This window comes from Amycolatopsis marina (genome assembly GCF_900111885.1).
In the GTDB taxonomy this organism is placed as follows: domain Bacteria; phylum Actinomycetota; class Actinomycetes; order Mycobacteriales; family Pseudonocardiaceae; genus Amycolatopsis; species Amycolatopsis marina.
On sequence record NZ_FOKG01000004.1, the window covers coordinates 288,233 to 308,235 of the forward strand.

The window sequence follows — 20,003 nt, forward strand, 5'->3', positions numbered from 1 at the left end:
ATCAGCTCTCCGCGTGCAGCAGGGCGTCCAGCCGGGCCGCGTCCACGGTCTCGGCGACCGGAAAGTTCGCGATGTGGCCGTCAGGGGCGGCCACTGGCAGCGCGCCGCTCACCAGACCGGAACCGGCCGGCGCATGTGCCGCGTCACTGCCCGCGTCGGTGATCCGGTTGTCCGCGTCCACGAAAATGACCCGGGGCCGGAACGCGGCCGCCTCGGCGGACTCCATCTGCCCGTAGGCGATCAGAATCACCAGATCACCGGGGTGCACCAGGTGGGCGGCCGCGCCGTTGATCCCGATAACGCCGCTGTCCCGCTCACCGGCGATCACGTACGTCTCGAGCCGGGCGCCGTTGGTGACATCCACAATCGACACCTGCTCGCCGGGCAGCAGATCGGCGGCCTCCATCAAAGTCTCGTCGACAGTGACCGAACCAACGTAGTGCAGGTCGGCCTGCGTCACCGTCGCCCGGTGAATCTTGGATTTCAGCATCGTGCGATACATGGCGGACTCTCCCTATACCCCTGCATCCTCGGTAAATCCCTCGTCCTGCTCCACCCCGTGCCCGGCTGCCGAGCCGAGCAGAACCGGAACGTTGTCGATCAGGCGGGTATTCCCGACCCGCGCGGCGATCAGCAACCGTGCTTCCCCGTCGACGGGCGCGGGCTCCAGTTCGGTTCCGCGCAGTTCGAGGTAGTCGACCTCGACCTCGGGACGAGCCCGTAGCGTGCTGCGGGCCGCGTCCATCACCGCCTCGTCCCCTCGGGCACCCAGGTGCGCGCCAGCGGTCAACGCCGCCGAGAGCACCACGGCCTGCTCCCGCTGTTCGGCGGACAGGTAGACGTTGCGCGAGGACAGGGCCAGCCCGTCGCGCTCCCGGACCGTCGGCACCCCGACCACCCTCGTCCGGAAGTTCAGTTCGCGGGCCATCCGGCGGATCAGCACCAACTGCTGGTAGTCCTTCTCCCCGAAGAAGGCGTAGTGCGGCCCGACGATGTTGAACAGCTTCGCGACCACGGTGAGCACACCCGCGAAGTGCCCTGGACGCGCCGCCCCTTCCAGTTCGTCGCCGAGCGGACCTGGGGAAATGCTCACGGCCCGGTCCTGCGGGTACAGATCCGCGGCCGACGGCGTGAAGGCCAGTTCCACACCGGCGTCGTCAAGCACCTCGAGGTCCCGCTCCAGTGGCCGCGGATAGGCCTCGAAGTCCTCGCCCTCGCCGAACTGAAGTGGATTGACGAAGATCGACGCCGCGACGACCGTGTTCGGCAACCGCTTGGCCCTGCGCAGGAGTTCGCGGTGCCCGGCGTGCAGGGCACCCATGGTCGGCACCAACGCGACCGTTCGGCCCACCGACCGCAGTGCGTCGGTCACCCTGCTCATGTCCGCCACCGTCCGGTAGACGTTGAGCTGGTTACGAGTGAACTTGGGCGCGGGGGCCTTCGTCGCGGGGTAAGCGGGGATCGGGGAACTCACGGTGTCTCACGTCCATCAGCAGGGTTGTCGAGCAGGTCGGCGATCGCAGCGGCGCCGTCAGCCGCGAGAAGTCCGGACTTCCTGGCCCGTTCGGCGGTCCGCCTGGCCAGTACGGCATAGGAGTCGACGACGTCCGGCGCGTGCTCAGCCAGTGCGCCGAGATGGGCACCGACCGTCCCGGTGTCTCCGCGAGCCACCGGCCCGGTCAACGCGCGGTCGCCGTGCCGGAGCACATTATCCAATGCCGCGGACAGCAGCGGACCCAGCAGGCGCTCGGCGTCCGTCACCTCCGCTCGCCGGAGCACCTCGGCGCAGTCCGCGACGAGCGTGATCAGATGATTGGCACCGTGCGCCAGCGCGGCGTGGTACAGCGTGCGCGCGGATTCGGGCACGCGGACGGGTTCGGCGCCCATCTCCACCGCCAGCGCCTCGCCGACGTTCCAGGCTGCCTCGTCACCTGCCGCGGCCGTCACCCCGATGCAGCAGGTGGCCATCCGCTCCAGGTCCTCCGACCTGCCACTGAACGTCATCACCGGGTGCAGCGCGAGTGGCAGCGCGCCCAACTCCGCCACCGGGTCGAGAACGGCGACGCCGTGGGCGCCCGAGGTGTGCAGCACGATCTGCCCTGGACGCAGCGAACCGGTGGCCACGAGACCGTGCACCATCGCGGCGAGGCTGTCGTCAGGGATGGCCAGCACCACGAGATCCGCGCGCCGCGCGACCTCGTCCGACGGCACAAGGGGCACACCTGGCAGCAGTCGTTCGGCTCGTCGCACCGACTCGTCGGAGATGCCCGACGCGGCGACCACGGTGTGGCCCGCGCGGACAAGGGCCGCACCGAGCACACTGCCGACCCGGCCCGCGGACACCACGCCCACCGCGAGACGGGCAGGGCGCGTCATCGTCGGCCTTTTCGCATAGCTCTCACCGCTCCTGCCATTCGTTCCAGTCCCGACCTTGGCTGCGGGTACCGGACGACGGCGCGAGAATAGTTCGCGCCCGGACGGTTTGCGCGCCCCTGGTGACGAGCTTCACCCGGACCGGGTCACCCCTCATGGGGAACGTGCGCCGCGCTTCGATGGCCACCGCCCGCAAGGCGGACGGCCTCGGCCCGCACCGAACGCAGCACCGCGAGCAACTCGGCGTGCCTGCGGTTCCCCTCCAGCTCGGCGTTGCCGCACGCGAGATTACGTCGCAGGAAGGCGAGTTCGGTCACGCTCGCCTGGTAGGCCCCGACAGCCCTGCCTGCTGCCCTGCCCGACTCGCGCCGCGCCTGCCTGCGCCACCGCCTGCGCCCGGTGAGGCTCGCCAGCAACTCCATCTCGGAGCGGGCGATCCACCGAGCCTCGGCCATTTCCGGCAGGGCGGCGGCGACGATCCGTTGTTCCCTGCGCCGCTGCCACAACACGAGCAGCAGCAACCCGATGAACATCGGCACCATGATCAGGAAGTAGACGTTGAGGAACGTGGTCGCGCCACCGAGTGTCGCCGAGGCGTTCCACAGTGCGTGCAGGCCCACGGCGCCGAGGTAACCGCCCAGCGGGGCGAGGACGCGGACGTGTTTGCTCGCCGTCCTGGCGGCGACACCGATGCCGATCCCGGTGAGCACCGTGAACAACGGATGGGCGAACGGGGACAACACCCCGCGCAGGATGAACGCGGTGAGCACCCCGGCGCTCGTGGCGTCGCCGAATCCGTACTCGGCGAACGCCCTGCCGAAGTAGTAGATGTTCTCGGTGAAAGCGAAGCCCGCCGCGCTGAACCCGGCGTAGACGATCCCGTCGACCAGGCCGTCGAACTCGTGTGACCGCCGCAGCAACACGGCCAGCACCGGTAGTGCCTTGACCGCCTCCTCCACCAGTGGCGCCGAGACGACCGCGCTGAACTTGTCCCCGTTGCCGGTGCCGAGCAGCATGTCCCCCACGGCCGAGGCGGTGTCGTTGATCAGCAACGCGGTCAGCGTGGCGACGAACGCACCCCAGCAGAACGAGAGCAGCAGCAGTTTCGCCGGCTCCGGCTCCCACCGGTCGATCCAGAGAAACGCGGCGACCACCAACGCCACCGGAACCACCGCGGCGAGCACGCCGATGACCGTGGCCAGCACACCGACTCGCGCCGTCGCGAGACCGAGCACGAGCAGGCCGCACAGTGCGACCAGCACCAGGCCGAGCACGGGCAGCAACACAGTGATCCTGCGCGGAGTGTGCCTGCGCAGGGGATGGTTGTTCTCCGTCGATCCCCTCACGCCTCGGGACGATATAAGACGGGTCGGACACGCGTTCGAGTACGGCCATCAGCCGGTCCGGTACCGGCACTTTCCCGGGAAAGTGCGAGTCGAAAAACTCCCGCCCCTGGTCGCGGGTTTGCCCCCTCGCACTTTCCCGGGAAAGTGCGGCCGAAAGCTTTCGGGGAGCGGGGTCAGTCTTCGGCGCGGCGCCTGCGCCGGGGCGTCGGGGCGGAACCGTGTGCGGCAAGTAGTTCGCTGACCGAGCGCCCCTCTGCGTGTGATCCGCTCTCCCGCTCCGGCTCGTTGGGCCGCTCGTGCGAGGCTGCCGCGCGACGCCCGTTCGACGGCGAATCGGCTTCGGCAGCGCCGTTGACGTGCCGCGCGGAGTGTCCGTTCTGTTCCGTGTGCCCGTTCGACCCGTGCGCCCCGGAGCCGTTGGCGCCACTGAAGCCCTGCCACGGCGGCTCGCCGTCCGCCCTGCGCCTGCGACCGCCGCCCTCGTCCGCACCATGCCGCGAACCGCTTCCGGCAGCACCCGCGCCGTGCCGGGACGCACCGGACGACTGGGCGGCCTCTTCGTCGTCCTCCGCCCTGCGCCTGCGACCACCTGGCCTGCTGCTGTGCTGCAGGTCCCGCACCGACTCCGGCAGCGTGGGGTTGGGCTCGGGAACCTCAGGCGCCGCTCCCGCCTCCGGCACCGGTTCCGGCTCGGGGGAGCCGTATCCGTTCCTGCCGTGCCTGCCTGCGGCCTCTTCGGCGTCAGGTATGGCGCTGCCGTCCGCACCGTGCCGGTTGTCGTCGGTCCATGCCGACATCCACTCGAAGTCGAACTCCTTCTTGGGCTCGGACTCTCGTGCCGGTTCCTGGTCCTGTGCGGGCTCCGGTGGCGCGACGCTGGCCGCGGACCGGCCTCGGGCTATCTGCTCCATGGCAGGGCGGGTCAGCTCGTGCTGTTCCGGTTCCCGCTGCTGCCTGGACGGCTCGGGCTGCCGCCGCGGCGGTTCCGGGCGCTGGGCTTCCGGATGCTGGGGTTCCGGCTGGCGAGCGGCCGCGGGTGGAGCCGCACGATGCGGCGGAGCGGAAGGTTGCCGGGGTTGCTGAGCACGCGGAGGGCGCATTCCGGTTATGGTCGCTTCGTCGCGCTGCTGCGCCCGTGCCGACTCGGCCCGCGCCTCGCCGGCGGCCTTCGCAGCCTTCGCCGCGGCCGAGCCGATCTCGTTCAGTGGCACCCTGCGCGTCGGTGGGCCGCTGTCCTGCGGCGGCTGGGACGGCGGCGCTGCTTGCGGCGGTCTCGGGGCCCGTGGCACCTGCTGGGTCTTCGCGTTCTCCCGGTCGCGCTGCGGCGCCGCACCAGACTGCTGGGCCGGCGGCCGTGGTGGCTGCAAAGGCGGCTGAGGGGGTTTCCGCGGCGGCTGGGGCTTGCGCTGCGCCTGCGGGCCGACCCGGGGAACCGCCACCTGCGGTTTCACCTGCTTCGGCGGGGTACGCCGGGCCATTCCGTACTCCGGCTCGCCGTCCCGGACCTTGTCGATCATTTCGGTCGGCCGCTCGACCTGCGCCGCGGGCTCACCGGCCGCACCACTCGTCAACTGCGCCTTCGGCTTACCGTTGGCCTCGCTCGCGTTGACCAGTTTCGGCTCGTCGTTGAGCGAGCGCATTCGCGTCGACTGGGCGGTCAGTGCCACTCGTTCGTAGAGCACCTCGCCACCGAACAGCGACTGCAGGCTCTCGCGCAGCGCGGTGATCTCGTCGCGCAGGGCGTCCAGTTCCTCGCGGGAATCAGCTTCCACCCGGTCGCGGGTCTCCGCCTCGATCTCGAGCTCGAATTCCCGGCGCGCGGCGATCTCCCGCTCCAGTTCGAGTTCGTACACCGCCTGTGCCTGCGCAACCGACTCCGCCGTCGCAGCGGCCTGCTTGCGATATCGGACGGCCACGAAAGCACCGATCAGTGCCGCCCACAGCGCCGCGACGATCGCCAGACGGAGCCATCGGAGGTCCTCGGTGAACACGAGCGCGAGCGTGGCGCCCGCTGCGAGGGTGAAGCCGACAACGAGCGCGGGCGCGCCTGGAAAGCGGCCGCGCGAGTCGCCACCCACGCCAGTCATGCCCCACACCGTACCTTCTAGTAACCCGACTGAGACCCAGTCGGTACTTTGAGCGGTGGCTTCCGAGCGCTAACCGGTCACTCTCGGCGGGCGGTCCCGATCACGTGGTTCCGGTGTACGGCAGCAGTATTCGAGCCACAGGGCGGCCGCGACGAGCGCTGCGGCGCAGCCTGCCCCGACAGCGGCCGCAGGCAGGTCGTCCGAGGCAGCGGTGATGCGGTCAGCACGGGGAACGAGGTAGCCGAGCGCCGCGAGCCAGGCCCCGAGCATGAGCGCGCCGAGCAGGGAGGAGGCCTTGGCGAGGGCGACGGCGCGCGCGAACGAGATTCCACCGAGCACCTTGCCGGAGCGAATTCGATCACGGAGCGTGAACCCGAGAAGGGTCTCCACGATCGCGAGAACAAGCAGTGTGACGCCCGCCATGGTCGGCAGCCGGGGGATCGAGGCGTACGCGATTTCGAACAACAGATAGGTCAGGGCGAGACCGATCACCGCGGCGATGACGAGTTCACGCGGTCTCGTGAAGTGCATGACCACACCGTACCGAGCCGGCCGGACGGTACGCGGCCGTGCGGGTTGTTCGGGATACTTGACTCTCCAGTGACTGGAGGGTCGACGATGAGGTCCGTGGGAAACAGCGTGGTCTTCACAATCGGCGAACTGGCCCGGCGCACCGGGCTCCCGGTGAAGACGATCCGCTTCTACTCCGACGAGGGGCTGCTGCCGCCCACCGAACGCACGCACGCCGGTTACCGCCTCTACGACGCCACCTCGCTCGCCCGGCTGGAACTCGTCCGGACATTGCGCGAGCTGGGCATCGGGCTGGCCGACATCGAGCGGGCGCTGACGCGCCAGACCAGCGTGGCACAGCTCGCCGTCCGTCATGTCGAGGCCCTCGACGAGCAGATCCGCAGGCTCACCCTGCGCAGATCGGTACTGCGGGCGGTCGCCAAACGAGATTCCGAACTGGAGGACGTAGCGCTGATGAACCAGCTCGCATCGTTGCCCGACGAGGAACGCAAACGTTTGCTCGACGAGTTCTGGGACGAGGTCACCGAAGGCCTCGACCTCGATCCGGAGTTCTACCAGCGCATGCGGTCGGCAAAACCGGAGCTACCGGACGATCCGAGCCCGGAGCAGCTGGCGGCCTGGATCGAGCTGGCCGAACTGGTCCAGGACAGCGAGTTCCGGCGCCTGATCCGCGAGATGGGCGAACAGCACTCCTCGGACCGCAAGGCAGGCGTTGACCTCAGCCCCGCTCGGCACGATCCCTGGTGTGACTGGATGGCAACGGCCGAACAGGCGATGGCCGACGGTTGCGAGCCCGGCTCGGAACAGGGCCGCGCGCTGGCAGCGGAAGTGGCTCGCACCTGGGCCACCGCGGACCTCGATCCGGCCGAACCCCGCCACCGCAAACAACTGGCCGAGCGGATCGACGCCGGCAACGACGCACGTGCCGAGCGCTACTGGCAGCTGCTCGCCACCATCAACGGCTGGCCGCCGGTGCCGACCCGGCACCACGTCGTGGAATGGCTGGTCGCCGCACTGCGCGCCTCCGCCGGTTGAGCGGGACCGCGCTCGTCCACCACAGATCAGTGGGATGGAGCACTTCCCGGGTGTAAAGACCTCGGCGTGGGGTCAGGCTGCGAGCAGGCCCCACGGCGGAGGGACGAAGGGCATGGACCAGCGCACCCGAGGCAGGCGCGGCACCACGGCCATCCAGGTCGCCGGGGCCCTGTGCTTCCTGCTCCTGATCCAGTTCTTCGTGCTGCACGTCGTCGTCGAGTCGGCGTGGACGACGCCGTACAGCTGGGCGACCAACGCCATCAGCGATCTCGGTACCGCCCGTTCGCCCTGGCACACGGCGATGAACGTGTCCTTCGTCGTCAACGGCCTGTGCATGGCGGCGGGCGGACTGTTACTCGGCCGCGCGGTGTCCGAACAGCTGGCACCCGGTTCGCGGCACCTGCCACTGACCGCGGCGGCTCTGCTGGCAATCGCGGGAGCGGGCACGGTTCTGGTCGGGTTGAACCCCGGCGACCAGCGGGTGGTCCTTCACCTGGTCGGCGCCTTCGCCGCCACCATTCTCGGGAACGCGGGGGTGCTACTGCTCGGGCTGTCGATGCGCCGCGCGGGCCGGCCGGGGTGGGCCGCCGGGATCGCCGGCGGCGTGCTCGGCTTCGCCGGGGCGGCCGTCACCGGACTCCATCTGCTCGGCGCACTCCCCGGACAGCACGAGTGGGGTGGCGCGGCGGAGCGGGTGGCCATCTTTCCGATGCTGATCGCGATGATCCTCATCGGTGGCGCACAACTACTGCCGTCAGGCGTTGGTGTTGAAGCGGACTAGAGAACCAGATCGGCTCGGAGCCGGACACCGGCACGGTCCGCTTCGGACAGCGCGCTCAACAGGTCCGCGGCTTGCCCGTGACCCGGCACCTCGGCCGCGGGATCGATCTCCAGCCATGGAATGAGGACGGTCGCCCGCTGCGAGGTCCCGGGATGTGGCAGCAGCAGCTCAGGGTCGTCGGACCGGACGTCGTCCACAGTCACCACGTCGACGTCGAGGGTCCGCGGACCCCACCGTTGTTCCCGCCTGCGGTGCGCGGCCTGCTCCAACTCCTGCGCCCGCCGGAGCCAGCCCCGGTGATCAACCGCCGGATCGTCCACAATGCACACCGCATTCAGGAAGTCGGGCTGGTCCCGGACACCCCACGCCTCCGTCTCGTACACCCCGGACACGGCGACAAGACAGTCACGCAGGCCATCGACGGCCAGCCGGAGGTAAGCGTGGCGGTCACCGAGATTCGACCCGAGGGAGAGCACGGCCCGGCTCATGGCCGGTCCTCGCGCGAACGGTGCACGGTGACCGCGACATCGGCGAACGACAGCGGGATCGGGGCAGCCGGTTTGTGCACGGTGACCTCGACGGCGTGCAGACGATCGTCCGCGAGCACCTCATCGGCGATCTTGCCCGCGACGCTCTCGATCAGGTCGAAGGGCGGACCGCTGACGACGCCTGCGGCGAGTTCGGCGAGTTCCCCGTAGTGCAGGGTCTCGGCGAGATCGTCGGAAGCGGCCGCCGCCGTCAGATCCAGCCACACCGTTATGTCGACGAGGAAATCCTGGCCGTCCCGCTTCTCATGGTCGAAAACGCCGTGCCTGCCGAACACCCGTAGTCCGGTCAGGGTGATCCGGTCACGCGTGTGCTCCCCCATGGGTCTGCGCACCTCCCTGCCATGCCGCGGCCACGCTGACCGCATCCAGCGAGGCACCGACCTCGTGGACCCGGACACCCCACGCACCCGCTGCGGCGGCCAGGGTGGACACGGCCGCGGTGGCGTCCTCCCGGCCCGAAGCCTGCCTCGGCTCGCCGTCGGCACCCGCGAGCAACCGGCCGAGGAAACGCTTGCGGGACGCGCCGACCAGCACCGGAAACCCCAGTGCCAGCAACACGTCCAGTCGGCCCAGCAGCGCCCAGTCGTGCTCGGCTCGCTTGGCGAACCCGAGGCCGGGGTCGAGCACGATCGCCTCCGGCCGTACTCCCGCCGCCAGTGCCGCATCCACCCGCGCGGACAGCTCATCGCGTACTTCACCGACGACATCGTCGTAGGTCGCCAGCGCGTTCATGTCCTTGCTGTGACCGCGCCAGTGCATCAGCACCCACGGCACATCGGACTCGGCGGCCACCCGTGCCATACCCGGATCGGCCAGGCCACCGGACACGTCGTTGATGACCTGTGCGCCCGCCTCGAGTGCGGCGGCGGCCACCGCGGCGCGGGTGGTGTCGACCGACATCGCCACCCCGTCCTCGGCCAGCGCGCGGATGACCGGCAGCACCCGCTCGATCTCTGTCGAGGCGTCCACCCTGGACGCGCCGGGTCGCGTGGACTCGCCGCCGACGTCGATCAGGTCGGCACCGCGGTGCCACATCCGGTGTGCGTGCGCGATCGCGTCGTCCACGACCACATAGCGACCACCGTCGGAGAACGAGTCCGGGGTCACGTTCAGCACACCCATGACCGCGCAACGGCCAGGGTTGGGCAGGCCGGGATGCGAATCGCCGACCGTGTGCGACACCGAGGTCACCGCCGACCCATGATCAGATCGAGCGCCTCCGCCCGCGAGGATGCCGAGGTCTGCAACAGCCCGCGGACCGCGGAGGTGGTCGTACGCGCACCCGGTTTCCGGACCCCGCGCATCGACATGCACAGATGCTCGGCCTCCACGACGACGATCACCCCGCGCGGCTTGAGTCTGCGCTGCAGGGCGTCGGCGACCTGGGAGGTGAGCCGTTCCTGAACCTGCGGGCGCTTGGCGTAGAGATCCACAAGGCGAGCCAGCTTCGACAGCCCGGTCACCTTGCCCTGGTTGTTCGGGATATAGCCGACGTGCGCCACCCCGTGGAAGGGAACGAGGTGGTGCTCGCAGGTGCTGTACATCGGGATGTCGGTGACCAGGACGAGTTCCTCGTGGCTCTCGTCGAAGGTCTTGTCCAACACGGCGTCCGGATCGTTGTACAGACCCGCGAACATCTCGTGGTAGGCGCGGGCCACCCTTGCCGGAGTGTCTTTCAACCCGTCCCGGTCCGGGTCCTCACCACAGGCGAGCAGCAACTCGCGCACAGCCCTCTCGGCGCGCGCCTGGTCGAAAATTCGACCTGTGGCGTGCACCGGAACTACCTGCTCGGGAGTGGACTGTCCGTTCCCGGTTGCCTCACTGCTGATGGTTACCGTCCGGGTCGTCGTTCGTACGCCGGTGCTGCCCCTCCGCGCGCCCTTGGTCGGGGTACTCCTGCTCGGGGTACCGGGCACCTGGCTGCTGGCCGCCCTGCTGCCCCTGGCCCGGCTCGCCGCCGAACCACTGCGGATCACCGGCCCGCTGCTCGCCCTGCTGCGGCGGTTTCGGCGCGTTCGACCGCCACGGCTGGCTCGGCCGTCCGCTGGGGGACGTGGCTGGCGTCCACCCGGGAGGCGCGCCGTAGTTCGGCGGACCCCCATGGCCTGCGGGTGACTGCGGTGCGTTGCCGCCGTACTGCTGCTGCGGCCAGCCGCCGTTCCCCGCACCATCACCGTTGCCGTTCGGCCGCGTGCCGTTCGGGTACCCACCCGGCGGCGGCGGTGCGTAGGGGTTCGAGTTGGGCTGCGGCGCCTGCTGCTGATAGCCGGGCTGCGGCGGCTCGGGTGCCTGCCTCGGCGGGCCACCCGGAAGGTCGCCCGCACCGGGCGCGGTCCGCACCGGGGTCGGCGCCGGCTCCCGCTCGGGCCTGCGCTCCTCGGGCGGCGGCCAGGGCTCGCCACGTTCCTTCGCCAGCTCGGCCGGAGTCTTGATCGGCGGCTTGTCCGACGGCTTGCGCTCACCGAACTCGTTGAACACGGTGATGTGCGGACGCTTCTCCACGGTCGCGAAGATGCGCTCCAGGTCCTTGCGCTGCAGGGTCTCCTTATGCAGCAGCTCGATGACCAGCTCGTCGAGCACGTCGCGGTAGGTGTTGAGCACCTCCCACGCCTCGGTGTGCGCCGTCTCGATGAGCTTGCGCACCTCCTCGTCGATCTCGTGCGCGACCTCGTGCGAGTAGTCCGCCTGCCGCCCGGCCGATCGGCCGAGGAACGGGTCCCCCTGCTCCTGGCCGTACTTGACCGCGCCGAGCCGGGCACTCATGCCGTACTCGGTCACCATCGCCCTGGCGATCTTGGTGGCCTGCTCGATGTCCGACGAAGCACCGGTGGTCGGCTCGTGGAACACGAGTTCCTCGGCGGTCCGGCCGCCCATCGCGAACACCAGTCGCCCGATCATCTCGGAGCGGGTCATCAACTCCTTGTCGTCCTCGGGGACGAGCAGGGCGTGCCCACCGGTCCGGCCACGCGGCAGGATCGTCAGCTTGTACACCGGTTCGATGTCCGGCATCGCCCACGCGGCCAGCGCGTGCCCGCCCTCGTGGTAGGCGGTGATCTTCTTTTCCTTCTCGGAGATGATCCGGCTCTTGCGAGCGGGTCCACCGATGACGCGGTCGACCGACTCCTCCAGAGCCTCGTCGGTGATCACGCTGCCGTGCTCGCGCGCGGTGAGCAGGGCGGCCTCGTTGATCACGTTCGCCAGATCGGCACCCGACATTCCCACCGTGCGCTTGGCCAACGCGTTCAGATCGGCGTTCTCGGCGATCGGCTTGCCCTTGGCGTGCACGGCCAGGATCCGCTTGCGGCCCTGCAGGTCGGGTGCGGACACCGGGATCTGCCGGTCGAAGCGGCCGGGGCGCAGCAGCGCGGGGTCGAGGATGTCCGGACGGTTGGTGGCCGCGATCAGAATGATGCCGCCACGCGCGTCGAACCCGTCCATCTCGACCAGCAGCTGGTTCAGCGTCTGTTCCCGCTCGTCGTGCCCACCGCCGAGGCCCGCGCCACGCTGGCGGCCGACCGCGTCGATCTCGTCGACGAAGATGATGCAGGGAGCGTTCTGCTTGGCCTGCTCGAACAGGTCACGCACCCGGGAGGCACCGACACCGACGAACATCTCGACGAAGTCCGAGCCGGAGATCGTGTAGAACGGCACGGCGGCCTCGCCTGCGACCGCCCGCGCAAGCAGCGTCTTACCCGTGCCGGGCGGACCGTAGAGCAGAACGCCCTTCGGGATCTTCGCGCCGAGTGCCTGGTAACGGGCCGGGTTCTGCAGGAAGTCCTTGATCTCGTGCAGTTCCTCGACGGCCTCGTCGGCGCCAGCGACATCGCCGAACGTGGTCTTCGGCATGTCCTTGTTCAGCTGCTTGGCCTTGGACTTGCCGAAGTTCATCACCCGGTTGCCGCCGCCCTGGGCGTTGTTCATCATCCACATCAGCAGCAGCAACAACAGGCCCAGCGGGATCATGTAGATCAGCATCTGGGTGAAGAACGACTGCTGGGTGACCGTGGTGTCGAACTTCAGCGACTGGTCGGTGGACTTGGCGTTGAGCAGCGACTGGTAGATGTTGTCCGACGCGGCGGACGGGAACTTGGTCAGTACCTTGTCCACCTGCTGGCCGTCGACCTCGATCGGCTCGGCCAGGGTGAGCTTGAGCTGCTGCTCCTTGTCCTCGAGGTTGGCATCGTCGACGTTGCCACCCGAGATCTGTTCCAGTGCCTGTGACGTCGGCACCTGGGTGTAGTCACGATCCCCGTCGAAGATCGAACTGAAGGCGAAATAGAGCAGCAGAACCGCAACTATCCACAGTAGTGGGTTCTTGAGCAGGCGCTTGCGGTCCATTCGACTCGGCCGTGGTGGCCTCGACCCTCCCTGGCTAGGCGGTAGATGTGACATCCGCCGTCATGGTCTTGACAACTCCCGTGCTGCGGGCGTGCGGTCCCTCCAGGGTACCGCCCGGTTCCGGTGGTCTCCCTGCAGAGCCTCTCGCAGCTCAACGGTCGATACGGCGCCGATGTTCCCACCGGGTGTTCCAGGACTCAATGACGTGTTCAAAAGTCGGGTCAAGCCCGGCTCACCTGGCATCGCTCACCACGGCGAGCATCTCACCGAGGCGGGAGCGCAGCGTTTTGGGGTCGGCGGGTGAAACGGTGACCCATTCCCGCCCGTCGGAGCCCGCACGGGACAGGCTCAGGTAGCGGCCGCTGGCCGTGTCGAACCAGCCGAGGACCGGCGAACGCTGCCTGCTCCCGAGGGAGTTCCGGCTGTTCGCAGCCAACTGGCCGCCGCGCAGTCTCGGCTGGCCCGCGAGCTGGGCGTAGGCCTGTCGGGGATCGGTCGGCCGCTCGGAGAGTCCGCCACGGGGGCGGGGCTGCTTGCGGTCCTTGCGCCTGCCCAGCTCCTGCTCGGCCGGTTCGGCAGGCTCTGCCGGAGTCGTGGGGGAGCCGGACGCTGCCATGCTGCGGGCAGGAGGAATGCCCAGTGCCTCGTCCAGCGGCAGCGTGATGGAGGCCTCGGTGCCCCGCGGGCTCGACGGCAACAGATCGACCACGGCCGAGGCGAGGCCTTCCGGATAGATCGGGCGCACCCAGATGCCGTCGGCGTCCTGAATCGCGACCACGGCGTTCGTGCCGTCCGAGGCGGCCAGGATGCCCACGGGAGGAGCCTGGAAATCCGGGATGTGCAGTGCGTCGATGCTCAGGGAGGGCCTGGCCAGCAGGATGAGCCAGTCCTCGATATGCGGCTCGAGCCTGCCGTTGCCGTCCCGCATGTCCCTGGCCTTGAGCTCGAGGTTCACTCGCTGCCGCAGCGCGGAACGCTCGTCCTCGGTCGCGCCGTGCGAGCGGACCTGCAGGGGGTAGGGCAGCTCGCCGATCCGCATCGCCTCCCACAGGAAGTCGAATGCGACTGGTGAGAAAAACTCCTGCGCGGGCACTGCTCTCCCCTGGTGTTCTGTCCAATGGTCGGGTTTGTTCACCGCCCACGTGCGGCTGTGCACGGCACAACAGCCTGCCGCAGCGTGGACCCTCTCCGAGCGGCCCCGGCCACCGACTTGTGCATCCTCCCGGTGTCCCGAATGGTTCCGCCGGACGCACACCTCCGCCGAAGGCGAGTTCGCTCACCGAAGGGTAGCCACGACGGTGCCGGCAGCCAACCGCCACCGGCTCGCCCCGCTCAGCGAGCCGAGGCGTCCGCCTGTACCGCGCGCGACAGCATCTCGCCGAGCCGGTGCCGCAGCGTGGGCGCGTCGGCCGGGGCGATGGTGATCCAGTCCCGCCCGTCATGGCCCTTGCTGGCCTGGGTGAAGTACCTGCCGTCCTCGGTGTCGAACCAGCTCAGCACCGGCGTCCGGCTTCGACCGCCCGTGCGGTTGCGGGCGTTGGCCCCGATCTGCCCGCCGCGCAACCGCGGCTGCGCGTGCAACCGGGCGAGTGCCTTGCGATCGTCGTCCGCTCCGGCCCGGTCACCGTCCTGCCGCGGACGACTGTCCTCCCTGCCGCCGTTCGACTTTCGCTGCATGAAGTCGACCCCGGAACCGGAGAGCAGCTGCTCCAGCGGCACGGTGATGGACTTCTCCGCACCGCGCGGGGCGGCGGGGAGCAGGCCGACGATCGCGCTGGCGAGCCCGTCCGGCGGCACCTGACGCAGGTGCAGACCCCTGGTGTCCTGCACGGCCAACAGCCCCTGACCACCCAGTGCCGCCGCCACCGCGAGCAGCGGTGGCGAGTCGGGCGCGGTGATGTGTACCGAGTCGAGGCTCACCTCGGACCGGGCAAGCACCTCGAACCAGTCCTCGAGGTGCGGCTCGGGGCGGCCGGAGCGGTCGGCGAGACCACGTCCGGCCAGCCCGGACAGCACCTGCGAACGCAGGGCCGCCCGGTCGTCCATCGTCGAACCATGTGACCGCACCTCGAGTGGATACGGCAGTTCGCCCGCTCCCAGTGACTCCCAGAGGAAGTCCAGCTCCACCGGGGAGAGGAGCTCTGCCGCCACTAGCGCTCCTCGTCGTCGCCGGCCCAAGCACCGATCACCGGCGGCGGAGTCGCCTCGGTGGCACCGAAAGCCTCGTCGGGGTCGGCCTCGATCAGGAAGGAGGCGTGAGTGTGCTCCTCCTCCTGCTCGGCCTGGCCGCGTGCCGCGCCGCCCATGCCGCCGCCCATCGGGCCCGCGGCCGGTGGTACCGCACCGCCACCGATCGTGCCCGCGGAGGAGACCATGCCCTGGTTCTGCGGAGCGACGCTGGCCGCGCTGGCGCCCTGCCCGGTCGCCGAGGCGCCGGTCTCCGTGGAGGACTGCTTCGTGCTGCCACTCTTCTTGCCCTTGCCCAGCGCCTTGACGCCCGCGGCGCCGAGGCCCGCACCGACGGCGGCGCCCCCGAGCTGCATGCCGAGGTTGCCGGAACCGCCACCACCACCGGAGGCCTGCGCGGCCGCGGCGGTGCCCGCGCCGGTGGCCATACCGCTGCCGGCCGTCGCCGGGACACCTGCCGCGGGAGCACCGGCGTGCCCGCCGTGTCCCTGTCCAGCGCCGACGCCGCCCGTCTGGCCGGGTCCACCGACATCGCCACTCGCGCCATACGCACCGAACGGCGCGCCTGCCAGCGGGTTGGGGCCGAGGTGCTGACCGGGCAGCCCGCCGAAGGAGCCGACCCCGCCCACCGAACTGGGGCCGGTGCCGACCGAAGCGGCCATCGGCTTGAGCCCGAGTGAGTCAGGACCGAAGCTCGGCGTGCTGCTGTCGACCTCGGCCATCGCCTTCGTGTAAGCGTTGAAGTACTGGACCTGCTGGGCCTTGACGTCCTTCGCCGCGTCGGACTGCGCCTTCATGTCGGCGATCATCGCGGCGGGTCCGCCGGCCAGCATGGCCTCGGTCTGCTTCGCCGGGTCGAACTCCTTCGGTGCGGGCATCTTCTTGACCTCGGCGGCGGCCGCGGCCTGCTGCTTGAGCCGGTTGCCCATCGTCTGAGCGGCCTCGGCTGCCTGCGCGCTCGAGTTCGCGATGCCGACCAGCGTGCCCTGGGCGGCGGCCGCACCCTCGCCGACCCAGGCTCCGCCCAGTTCGGTGATCGCGTTGTACAGGTCGTTGGCGGCCTGGTTCAGGTTCGTGGAGTGCCCGATCCAGGACTCACCGGTGGCCTCGGCGGTGCCCGGGTCGTTGTTCATGGTCGCGCCGTTGTAGAGCTGCTCGCTCTCCTGGGCGTCCCAGTTGGGCGGGCTGCCAATCGCCCTGTCGTCGCCGTAGAGGAAGCCGTCCGGCCTGCTCCGCGCCTGGTTGACGATGTCCGCCGTGGCCGAGTTGTCGCCGAGCGGAACGCTGGGCGAGGACCCCTGCTGGCTCGGCCGGCCGCCGGTGATGCCCATGTTGTCGTCCATGATTTCGATTCCCCCCACGCTCACGCCTGGCCGGCGAACGGCTCGGCACCGGCGTCGTCGATCTCCTGGTAGCGGCTCATGGCCGTGACGATCGCCTGCTCGGCCTGGTCGTACTGGGTGTAGAGATTGCGCAGTGCCTGGGTGTAGGAGTTCTCGTCACCACCGGCAGCGCGCTGCGACATCTTGGCCGACATGGCCTGCCCGACCGGGTTCGCGCCGAGCTTGGGCGCGACGCCGAGACCGCTCGCCCCGCCCAGCAGCGTTTCCACCTGGTCCTTGCCCAGCCTGATCTTCTGCAGCACCGTCTGCGCGGCGTCGGGATCGACCCCCACCTGCCCGGTGACCGCGGCGTTACGGAACGCCGCGGCATCCGCGAAGCTGTTTCCCATCTGCACTGTCTCCTGTCCCAGAGCTCTCTTCAGTCCCTGTCCCCCGCAGCAGCACCGCACGGGCAGCGGTGGCGGTCTTCGCTTAGGTTAACGCACCCAACTCGACCTTATGACGCGTTTCCCGGAGACGAGGTTCCCATTTCCGGAGAGCTGTGCGCAGCGAGTTCACCAGGAGTTCCACTACTTCGCGGAGATGATTACGAGGAGTAAACCTTCGGGTCCAGAGTGCCGATGTAGGGCAGGTCCCGATAACGCTCCGCGTAGTCGAGGCCGTAACCCACGACGAATTCATTCGGAATGTCGAACCCGACATACTTCACCGGGACCTCCACCTTCACCGCGTCCGGCTTCCGCAGGAGCGAGCACACCTGGAGGGAGGCGGGGTTGCGGCTGGCGAGGTTCTTCAACAGCCACGACAGAGTCAGGCCCGAGTCGACGATGTCCTCGACGATCAGCACCTGCTTCCCGGCGATATCGCGGTCGAGGTCCTTGAGAATGCGGACCACGCCGGAGGACGAGGTCGAAGAGCCGTAGGAGGAGACGGCCATGAACTCGAGCTGTGCGGGCACCGGCAGGGCCCTGGCGAAGTCGGTCATGAACATGACGGCGCCCTTGAGTACCCCGACCAGCAGCAGGTCGCCCTGCTCCGGATCAGCCGGGTAGTCGGCGGCGACCTTCTCGGCGAGTTCGGTGATCTTGTCCTGGATCTGCTGCTCGGTGACGAGCACGGAGGCGATGTCGCCCTCGTACACGGGTCAGTCCCCTCTGGTGGTGGGTTCGGGAGAAACCGGTTCGCCAGGATATGTGCGAGACCCGTTCCATGCAGAGCGTGCCATGTGGACGGGCGGAGCGGGTGGCCGGGCGAGCACCTGCCGCCCACATTCACCGCGCGTCGCGTCGCGGGTACGCATCGGGACCACCTGCGCCATGGGAAATCGTCAGCCACCCGCGCTTCCTGCCCGCCTCGAATCCGCCGGGCAACCACACCCCGCCCTGGCCGCGCCAGTGTGCGATCAGGGCGTCCACCGAGCGCAGATGCGCGTCGGTCAGCTCGCGCACGCCCGCGTCCAGCAGCCAGCGGCGCAGTACCCGCCTGCGCACCGCCCCCGCCACCGGTGCCAGCACCTCGGCAGCAAGCCCTTCGGCACCCAGCGCGCTGCCGAGGAGTCGTCCGGCGAGTTCGTCGAGCGCCTCGCTGTCCTCCCGCAATTGGGCAGCGGTGCGAGCCAGCGCTGCCGCGACCCCGCCCGCGAGCACGTCCTCCAGTAACGGCAGGACCTCGTTGCGCACGCGCACCCTGGTGAAGCGGGGGTCGTCGTTGTGCGGATCGCTCCACGGCCGCACGCCGAGCGCCGCACACGCGCGCACGGTGACCGATCTCGGTACGTCGAGCAGCGGGCGCCCCCACGGCGGGTCCAGCGGACGCATCCCGGCGAGCGACCGGGGACCGGACCCCCTGCCAAGCCCGAGCAGCACCGTCTCCGCCTGATCGTCCCGGGTGTGCCCGAGCAGGACGAGCCCGCGCCCCTCGGGCAGCGCGGCGCGCAGGGCCGCATAGCGGGCCCTTCTGGCCGTGGCCTCGGGTCCACCGCGGCCGGTGACGTCGACGGTGAGGACTTCCGCGGAGTCCGCGCCCAGTTGCCGTGCGGTGCGTACCGCCGTCTCGGCCACCTGGGCCGAGCCCGCCTGTAGTCCGTGGTCGACGACCAGCGCGCGCACTCGGAGCCCGAGGCCGCGGGCAGCGGCCGCACCGGCCTCGGTCAACGCGAGCGAGTCGGCGCCACCGGAGACGGCGACGGTCAGCTCACCAGCCGCGAGCCGCACGGCCTGCTCCCGCGCGGCCAGAAACTCGCGGACGGCGCGGCGCACCTGTGCGAGCGCGGCAGTGTTCTCCTCGGGACCCCTGGCCCCTCCGCCTTCGCCCCTGGGCGGCCGCGCGCTCACCCGCCCGCGTGCACGCGCCGCACCCACCCCTGCGGGTCGGTGATCTCGGCGCGTGTGGGAAGGGTGTCCGGCGAGGTCCAGACCGCGTTGAAACCGGACATACCCACCGTGTCGATCACTTCCCTGGTGAATGCCGCGCCCTGGGCGTACTGGCGGATCTTCGCGTCCACACCGAGCAGGTTGCGCAGCAGCCGGTCGAGCAAGCCGCCGCCCTGCCTGCGGGCGGTGAATCGGCTCCGGATCGTGCGCACCGAAGGCACCACCGCGGGTCCGACGGCATCCATCACGTAGTCGGCATGCCCCTCCAGCAACGTCGACAGCGCGAGCAGCCGGTCGAAGACCTCGCGCTGGCGCGGCGACTGCATGAGCTCGGCGAGTCCTGCGGACGTCTTGTCGCCACCACCGGCCTTGGACCGGCGCAGCTCCTTCACCGTCTCCGGCAACCTGCCGAACAGATCGCCGAGTCCATCGCTGTCGGACAGGTCGCCGACCAGGGTGGACACCTCGTCGGCGAAGTAGTCCCGTAGCCAGTCGACGGCCGTGAACTGCAGCCGGTGGGTGCACTCGTGCAGGCACACCCACATCCGGAAGTCGTGCCCGTCGACCTTCATCGCCTGCTGAGCGCTGACCACGTTCGGCGCCACGAGCAGCAGTTGTCCCCCGCGGTCAGGGCCACCGAACGGGTCGTACTGGCCAAGCACGCGGGAGCCGAGAAAGGCCAGCACGAGCCCGGTCTGCATGCCCGCACCACTCGCGAGCAGCGGCGCGAACGGACCGGACGCGGAACGCGGCAGCGCGCGGCCGGTGAGCTCGTCGAGCCCGACGGCTGCGGCCCGCACCCAGCCGGGCCGGTCGACCACCTCACCGGGCAGCAGCGGAAGGCCCTCGCCGAGGCCGGTCAGCTGCCGCACGTGCGCCTCTGCCTCGACCGTCAGCTCCCGCAGTTCGGTCACCGCGAGTTCGGCTTCCTCCTGCGGCACCACCGGGCCGCTGCGGACCAGCAACGCGCCGGTGGACGCGGCCAGTGACCAGTCCACGATCGAGGCCTGCCTGCCCTTGGTCTGCTCGCTCACGACACTCACCGGATCGACGCTACCCGCG

Annotated in this window: 20 protein-coding genes; 2 read left to right on the forward strand and 18 right to left on the reverse strand. The window is 69.9% G+C overall.

Annotated elements, in window-relative coordinates; genetic code table 11:
* Position 1: 1 nt before the first annotated feature.
* The 6 genes from panD to BM199_RS09305 all read right to left on the reverse strand — a co-directional run bounded on the left by panD (position 2) and on the right by BM199_RS09305 (position 6,337).
* Positions 2 to 502, reverse strand: a complete 501-nt coding sequence (panD, locus tag BM199_RS09280; protein WP_091672005.1) for an aspartate 1-decarboxylase — start codon at positions 500 to 502, stop codon at positions 2 to 4.
* Positions 503 to 514: 12 nt separating this feature from the next.
* Complete coding sequence (gene panC / locus BM199_RS09285; RefSeq protein ID WP_281245682.1) at positions 515 to 1,474, reverse strand: pantoate--beta-alanine ligase; 960 nt, start codon at positions 1,472 to 1,474, stop codon at positions 515 to 517.
* Entirely contained in the window at positions 1,471 to 2,376 is a 906-nt protein-coding gene (locus BM199_RS09290) for a Rossmann-like and DUF2520 domain-containing protein (protein ID WP_091672007.1), read from the reverse strand. Before BM199_RS09290 ends, panC begins: the two co-directional genes overlap by 4 nt.
* A gap of 143 nt (positions 2,377 to 2,519) precedes the next feature.
* Entirely contained in the window at positions 2,520 to 3,719 is a 1,200-nt protein-coding gene (locus tag BM199_RS09295) for a PrsW family intramembrane metalloprotease (RefSeq protein ID WP_091672008.1), read from the reverse strand.
* Positions 3,720 to 3,892: 173 nt separating this feature from the next.
* A complete protein-coding gene (locus BM199_RS09300) occupies positions 3,893 to 5,806 on the reverse strand; it encodes a DUF6779 domain-containing protein (protein ID WP_091672009.1) in 1,914 nt (637 codons plus the stop codon).
* A gap of 69 nt (positions 5,807 to 5,875) precedes the next feature.
* The gene (locus BM199_RS09305) at positions 5,876 to 6,337 is read right to left on the reverse strand and encodes a DUF3180 domain-containing protein (RefSeq protein WP_091672011.1); all 462 of its coding nucleotides are present in this window, start codon (positions 6,335 to 6,337) and stop codon (positions 5,876 to 5,878) included.
* A gap of 96 nt (positions 6,338 to 6,433) precedes the next feature.
* Between BM199_RS09305 and BM199_RS09310 the strand changes: the two genes are divergently transcribed.
* Both BM199_RS09310 and BM199_RS09315 read left to right on the forward strand, forming a co-directional pair.
* Positions 6,434 to 7,372 (forward strand): MerR family transcriptional regulator, encoded by a 939-nt coding sequence (locus BM199_RS09310; protein WP_091672155.1) that lies wholly within the window; start codon positions 6,434 to 6,436, stop codon positions 7,370 to 7,372.
* Positions 7,373 to 7,484: 112 nt separating this feature from the next.
* Positions 7,485 to 8,153, forward strand: a complete 669-nt coding sequence (locus BM199_RS09315; protein WP_177242541.1) for a DUF998 domain-containing protein — start codon at positions 7,485 to 7,487, stop codon at positions 8,151 to 8,153.
* On the opposite strand, the gene folK is transcribed toward BM199_RS09315, so the two are convergent.
* From folK to BM199_RS09375, 12 genes are all read right to left on the reverse strand, one after another.
* Positions 8,150 to 8,641: a 2-amino-4-hydroxy-6-hydroxymethyldihydropteridine diphosphokinase gene (gene folK / locus BM199_RS09320; RefSeq protein ID WP_091672014.1), complete on the reverse strand. Its 492-nt coding sequence runs from the start codon at positions 8,639 to 8,641 to the stop codon at positions 8,150 to 8,152. The genes BM199_RS09315 and folK overlap by 4 nt on opposite strands.
* Positions 8,638 to 9,021 (reverse strand): dihydroneopterin aldolase, encoded by a 384-nt coding sequence (folB, locus tag BM199_RS09325; protein WP_091672015.1) that lies wholly within the window; start codon positions 9,019 to 9,021, stop codon positions 8,638 to 8,640. Before folB ends, folK begins: the two co-directional genes overlap by 4 nt.
* On the reverse strand, positions 9,002 to 9,823 hold the full coding sequence (folP, locus tag BM199_RS09330) for a dihydropteroate synthase (protein WP_091672156.1): 822 nt from the start codon (positions 9,821 to 9,823) through the stop codon (positions 9,002 to 9,004). Before folP ends, folB begins: the two co-directional genes overlap by 20 nt.
* Positions 9,824 to 9,888: 65 nt before the next feature.
* Complete coding sequence (gene folE / locus BM199_RS09335; RefSeq protein ID WP_091672017.1) at positions 9,889 to 10,476, reverse strand: GTP cyclohydrolase I FolE; 588 nt, start codon at positions 10,474 to 10,476, stop codon at positions 9,889 to 9,891.
* 43 nt (positions 10,477 to 10,519) lie between these two features.
* On the reverse strand, positions 10,520 to 13,039 hold the full coding sequence (gene ftsH, locus BM199_RS09340) for an ATP-dependent zinc metalloprotease FtsH (RefSeq protein WP_091672019.1): 2,520 nt from the start codon (positions 13,037 to 13,039) through the stop codon (positions 10,520 to 10,522).
* A 232-nt stretch (positions 13,040 to 13,271) separates the two neighbouring features.
* A complete protein-coding gene (locus BM199_RS09345) occupies positions 13,272 to 14,078 on the reverse strand; it encodes an ESX secretion-associated protein EspG (RefSeq protein WP_245788252.1) in 807 nt (268 codons plus the stop codon).
* 293 nt (positions 14,079 to 14,371) lie between these two features.
* Entirely contained in the window at positions 14,372 to 15,190 is an 819-nt protein-coding gene (locus BM199_RS09350; RefSeq protein ID WP_245788242.1) for an ESX secretion-associated protein EspG, read from the reverse strand.
* Complete coding sequence (locus BM199_RS09355) at positions 15,190 to 16,569, reverse strand: hypothetical protein (RefSeq protein ID WP_245788243.1); 1,380 nt, start codon at positions 16,567 to 16,569, stop codon at positions 15,190 to 15,192. The genes BM199_RS09350 and BM199_RS09355 overlap by 1 nt, the downstream gene beginning before the upstream one ends.
* A gap of 20 nt (positions 16,570 to 16,589) precedes the next feature.
* Positions 16,590 to 16,958: a hypothetical protein gene (locus BM199_RS09360; protein ID WP_091672024.1), complete on the reverse strand. Its 369-nt coding sequence runs from the start codon at positions 16,956 to 16,958 to the stop codon at positions 16,590 to 16,592.
* Positions 16,959 to 17,155: 197 nt separating this feature from the next.
* Positions 17,156 to 17,710 carry a hypoxanthine phosphoribosyltransferase gene (hpt, locus tag BM199_RS09365; RefSeq protein WP_091672025.1) on the reverse strand — a complete coding sequence of 185 codons (555 nt, stop codon included), beginning with the start codon at positions 17,708 to 17,710 and terminating at the stop codon, positions 17,156 to 17,158.
* Between the two features lie 130 nt (positions 17,711 to 17,840).
* Positions 17,841 to 18,827, reverse strand: coding sequence for a tRNA lysidine(34) synthetase TilS (tilS, locus tag BM199_RS09370; protein ID WP_245788253.1), 987 nt, complete (start codon positions 18,825 to 18,827; stop codon positions 17,841 to 17,843).
* A gap of 71 nt (positions 18,828 to 18,898) precedes the next feature.
* Positions 18,899 to 19,942, reverse strand: coding sequence for a zinc-dependent metalloprotease (locus BM199_RS09375; protein WP_091672159.1), 1,044 nt, complete (start codon positions 19,940 to 19,942; stop codon positions 18,899 to 18,901).
* Positions 19,943 to 20,003: the final 61 nt, after the last annotated feature.